This window comes from Salegentibacter sp. (assembly GCF_036568425.1).
In the GTDB taxonomy this organism is placed as follows: domain Bacteria; phylum Bacteroidota; class Bacteroidia; order Flavobacteriales; family Flavobacteriaceae; genus Salegentibacter.
The window spans coordinates 1-4,827 of sequence record NZ_DATCSO010000085.1 but is presented as its reverse complement, the minus strand read 5'-3'; the positions used below and the strand labels follow the sequence as shown (position 1 = coordinate 4,827).

Annotated in this window: 5 protein-coding genes and 1 pseudogene; 5 read left to right on the top strand and 1 reads right to left on the bottom strand. The window is 35.9% G+C overall.

Annotated features, from left to right (window positions below; all coding sequences use genetic code 11):
- The 4 genes and pseudogenes from VIM94_RS08490 to VIM94_RS08475 all read left to right on the top strand — a co-directional run.
- Positions 1-321: pseudogene (locus tag VIM94_RS08490) on the top strand (hypothetical protein); the annotation flags it as partial.
- Positions 322-702: 381 nt separating this feature from the next.
- Positions 703-999, top strand: coding sequence for a mobilization protein MbpA (gene mbpA, locus VIM94_RS08485; RefSeq protein WP_332038867.1), 297 nt, complete (start codon positions 703-705; stop codon positions 997-999).
- A complete protein-coding gene (locus VIM94_RS08480) occupies positions 996-1,862 on the top strand; it encodes a relaxase/mobilization nuclease domain-containing protein (RefSeq protein ID WP_332038866.1) in 867 nt (288 codons plus the stop codon). The genes mbpA and VIM94_RS08480 overlap by 4 nt, the downstream gene beginning before the upstream one ends.
- Positions 1,863-1,879: 17 nt before the next feature.
- A complete protein-coding gene (locus tag VIM94_RS08475) occupies positions 1,880-2,281 on the top strand; it encodes a DUF6730 family protein (protein WP_332038865.1) in 402 nt (133 codons plus the stop codon).
- A 663-nt stretch (positions 2,282-2,944) separates the two neighbouring features.
- Here the strand turns inward: VIM94_RS08475 and VIM94_RS08470 are convergent.
- Complete coding sequence (locus tag VIM94_RS08470; protein WP_332038864.1) at positions 2,945-3,913, bottom strand: ion channel; 969 nt, start codon at positions 3,911-3,913, stop codon at positions 2,945-2,947.
- 216 nt (positions 3,914-4,129) lie between these two features.
- On the opposite strand from VIM94_RS08470, the gene VIM94_RS08465 reads away from it, so the two are divergent.
- Entirely contained in the window at positions 4,130-4,681 is a 552-nt protein-coding gene (locus tag VIM94_RS08465) for a DUF3347 domain-containing protein (RefSeq protein WP_332038863.1), read from the top strand.
- Positions 4,682-4,827: the final 146 nt, after the last annotated feature.

The window sequence follows — 4,827 nt, the reverse complement described above, 5'->3', positions numbered from 1 at the left end:
TGGTTCCCACGCATTTCCACGGTTCACTTGCTTACTCAGTATTATGAATCACAGAGGGATAAAACCAGCAATTTTAAACTGGAAAACTATTACCACGGTAAATTGTATCTGGATGATCTGGGTAAAGAAGATAAGGCCTTTAACCGGGAAGAGCTCATTGGAAATTTACTCTTTGAACGACATCGCAGGAAATTAAAAACTTTTGTGACTACCAATGAGAACCCATCGGCGATTACTTCTCGGTATGGAAATCATATTGGAGACCGCTTACCGGAAATGTTTAATATCATTAAATGGGAAGGGAGGAGTTGGCGAGAATGATTAGTACTCAAAAGTCCTCACCACATTTCCCACGCTTTCGCAAAAGCTACAGCTTAGAAAAAAGAGGTTTGTCCAGGAAATAGGATTTGGAAGTAAGCCAAAAAATCGTGGGATAGAAATATTAGAATTTTTAACCTGGCAATTATACAGTATAAATTCTTCCAACCCTGAAAATTTTTTTTGGCTTACCTCCGCAGTTTTAATTATAAAATTGAAAATGTGAGAAGTTAAGATTACTAATGATTAACTATTTATCTCCGTGAAAAAAAGCAATAATAATTGTTCCGTGAAATTTCAATAAGGAGCAGCAAAGCAAGATGTGTCATTGTCATGACAATCTTGCTTTGCGCCCGAAGGTTGCAAAGATTTTAAAGAAAAAAAATGAAAAGGGAATACATCCAGGTTCGCTGCTCGATCTACGAGAAGAAGCTGCTAAAAAGAAGAGCGGCCAGGGCAGGAATTTCCCTTTCAGAATATATCCGAGCTGCGGCCTTTCAAAGGAATATTGTAGAACGAATTACGCCTGAACAACTGGAAATATACCAGATGCTGGTTCAGTATAAAAACAATTTTTCCCGGATTGGGAATATGTTTAAAAAGCGGGATCCAAAGCTGGCCATAACCGTAAAAAGTCTGGCCAATGAAATAAGAGAACATTTAAAAAACTTTAAAAAATGATTGGGAAAGGACACGCCATTGCCGGAACAAGGGTATCTATCTCCTATGGTTGGAACCAGGGAAAAGACGCTGAAATTGTACTAAGAGAATATGTGATTGGAGATAATCCCGGGGAAATAGCCGAAGAGTTTAAGTTTATTCAGTCACAAAATTATCGCTGTCACAAGAATACCTTAAGTTTTATCGTCAGCCCAACGATTGAAGACGGAAAGAATTTAAACAATAAAGACCTGGAAGAACTCGCTCGAAAGTTTTTAAAGGAAATAAGATTGCAGGACCATCAGTCCATAGGATTTGTTCACCGGGATAAAGCGCATACCCACCTTCATATCTATACCAATAGAATTGGGTTTAATGGTAAGGCCTATAATGACAGCTTTATTGGAAAACGAAGCCAAATAGCTGCAGATAATGTCGCTAAAGAACTAGGTCTTACCCGGGTTAAGGAAGTACAGAAAGAAAAGCTTCAGGAATTAAAAGGCCTTCGGCAGGAAATAAAGCGCATTCATGATCGGGTATTGCAAACAAAACCAAAGTCCCTGGATGATTATATGAATAAGATGAAAGCTTACAACGTGGAGGTTATTCCAACAATCAATAAAGCCAACAGGCTTCAGGGGTTTCGTATGGAATATAAAGGGGTAAATCTTAAGGCCAGTGAAGTCGACCGTTCCATGAGTGGTAATAGATTAATTGCGGTAATCTCACAAAACAAGAGTTTTACAAGATTAAAGGAAGCTCCAAAAAATCTTTTGATTCTAAACAAAACGGTGCAATTAAGCAGCAACCTTGCCTCCAAAATAACTAAAGACATTATAAAAGGAGCTTTAAAAAAAGTATTGGATACAGGAATAGGAATGTGATTATAAAAGTTTGAAGGATGAAAAAATTAGATGAAATTATGGAACTGATGGCCGATGAGATGGCTGATTTTAAATCATCCCTGGAGCGCCTTGAAGATTTATCTAATAAGTTGCATAAAACCAGTGTGCCGCTGAGTACGGAGATATTAGAAAAACATTTGAATTCCTTTCTTAAGATACAACAGCAAAAAGAAAATGCGAGAACTGGAAATCTGGAACTAATTCATTCAAAGCTGGAAAGGGCATATATCCTTCCTAAAAGCCTGGCAAGATTACTCCTCAGTGTATTACTTACCCTACTGATATCACTTAGTTATCTCACCTATAAGGTGATTGAAAGCCAAAATGAGAACCAGAAATTACATAAACAGCTAAGTAAAGAAATTCCAATTCAGAAAGGGAGTAATACTCCAGAATGAAAAGTAGGTTCCGCCCTATGCTGTTTTTACTTTACACTTAACTTCCCGTACGCTATAAAAACAGCATAGGATCCGGCGCAGTTAAGTTATGGTAGATTTGGGGGCTGTAATAAAACTGTTGGAGAAAAGGTCGAAAACATTGATGATATGCTTGACTTTTCAATTGATTACTTCAATTATGGTTCTGGGCAAGAATCTTAAACGGATATTATTTAATTCTATATTGTGACTTGGATGACGAATCCAGGAGAAATCGTTTATTCGGTATTGAAGGTATAGTGGGTTAAAGGATACCTGGAAAGAGAAAATTACAGAGCAGATGAAAAATAATAATTAGAGATATGAATATCATTTAAGGATTTAAAAGGAGGCGGATGTTAGATTATGAAATAGTGAAAAAGGAGTTTTACAATAGAGAACCGTATGAAAAGAATTTCTTGGAGTTCAGGTCCAGAATGAAATTAGTGAGATAAGCACTTCTAAAAAAAACCTGATAAAAGCAAGAGCGATCTCTGGAAATCTGAGGGGCGATACTATCAGTGAAATTATAGGTTAACTAAAATAGAAAGACTGTTATTACCGCAAATAAAAGCAAGTAAACCAATCTATCTTTTGTAGATAATTTATCTTTTATTTTTAACATTACTTATAATTTTAAAGTTCTTAACTGTTAGAATAAACATCCTTCCAGTTAAAATTTTCACTTACCAATAAACCTCCTGTAATGCGTCTACGCTTTTGAAGGTCTTTAGTATTTTTTTCAAAATCTAACTGCGGGAAATTAAACGAATCCGTTATGTCTTTTGCTGTTGATTGGTTGGGGGAGAAATTCCCCTCCATGTCTTCGAAAAAACCGGATAATGAAGTTCGTAACAGGAGTAATTCCTCGTGGAATTTATTTCTTTCGTGGGAATTTAATAGTATGGTAACCGCTTCATCCAGTCGAGCTATATTTATTCCAAAACTATCTTTTTTCTTTTCCTGCCTGTAAAAATGAACAACGGGATATGCGTGATGATTAACAGAATGCCGATCTATCATTTTTTGTAGGTCTAAGATTTGCTGATAACTGAAGGAAGCATTAAATGATAAAATGTTCTTGGCTATTTCCTGGGGCCTTTTTCCCAAACCGTATATGCTTTTCGACAGACTTCTTTTATTAACCAATGCTGAAGCAACAGAAAGAAAATAAGTCATTGCGCTAGTAAAGAAAATAAATCCAAAAAACGAAAAGGAACCGGTTAGCAGTTCAAATACTGGCGTTGTAGGGTTAAAATTTCCCATCCCAAGGGTCGAAAGAGTATAACTGGTAAAATAAAGGCGCTCCCAGTGATTTGCAATTCTCCCGCTGCTGTTTGTAATGGCTTCCGGATTAGAGGTATATACCAAAAACAAACCGATCCAAATTAGGAGTAACCAAGAAAAAAGAATCAGCAAATTCACGAATAAACCATTGTAGTTGTATGCACTTCTACCAAAGACCTTTACACCGATTTTAATTATTTTATCAGCTATAACAGAGATGTTTCTGGATAGAATTCCCGCACCACTTCCGGAAAGCGTGGTGAAAAAAAAGTCGTGAATTGCTATTAGCAATAACAGAATTCCAATTAGTAAATATATTCCCGACATTGCTTATTTCTTTTTTTCTAAATTATGAAAAAGCCTTCAGATAGCCATTTTTCGATTTGTGCTAAATTTTAATGCCGGGTTTTAAAATTCGGCAAGCCAACCAAATACAAGAATTATTATTTATGCTTTTTAAGTAGGTCCTCATTTTTATGAAAACTTTAAAAAAGACTCATTCAATAAGTTATAACTTAGATTTTAAACCAAACAATTTACATTATGATACCTATTAAAAAAATTTGGTTCCTTCCCTTGCTGTTTTTTGTCTTTTCAGCCTGTATTGATAAAAAACAAGAACAAAGTGTTGAAGTAGACACTGCGGAAGAGGTGGAAAAAAAGAAGGAAGAAATTCCCGATATCGCAGACAGCAGCTTTAAAGATGGCATGACCGGTACCGTCTATCATTATTATTTAAAGGTAAGAACGGCCCTTTTTAATGATGATCTGGCCACTGCAAAGGATGCTTCTGAAAATATTGCGGACAGTTTTGATGAGGATTTTCCTGAATTAAAGTCGCTTTCAGAAAAAATGGCAAAATCCGAAGATATTGAACAGTTAAGGAGCCACTTTTCAGAGTTTACTAATGAAGTAGAACCTCTTTTTAAACAAAACCTGGCTGAAGGAACGATTTATAAACAACACTGCCCCATGGCCTTTAACAATGAGGGAGCATTCTGGTTTGCAGAAATCGAAGAAATCCAAAACCCTTACGGAGGGGAAAAAATGCCTAAATGCGGTAGTGTAAAAGAAACAATCAAACCAAAAAAATAAATTATGCAAAAAAGTAATTATTTGAAATTCGGATTAATGATGCTGGTTTCATTTGTAGTAATGTACGGCATCATGTTCTTAAACGCCGATAAGTTTGAATATGTTATGCTAAGCACCATGCGTACTTATATGACGCTGTTAATGAT

Coding starts and splice junctions, on each gene's coding strand:
- mbpA (WP_332038867.1), top strand. CDS start 703: ATGAAAAGGGAATACATCCAGGTTCGCTGCTCGATCTACGAGAAGAAG.
- VIM94_RS08480 (WP_332038866.1), top strand. CDS start 996: ATGATTGGGAAAGGACACGCCATTGCCGGAACAAGGGTATCTATCTCC.
- VIM94_RS08475 (WP_332038865.1), top strand. CDS start 1,880: ATGAAAAAATTAGATGAAATTATGGAACTGATGGCCGATGAGATGGCT.
- VIM94_RS08470 (WP_332038864.1), bottom strand. CDS start 3,913: ATGTCGGGAATATATTTACTAATTGGAATTCTGTTATTGCTAATAGCA.
- VIM94_RS08465 (WP_332038863.1), top strand. CDS start 4,130: ATGATACCTATTAAAAAAATTTGGTTCCTTCCCTTGCTGTTTTTTGTC.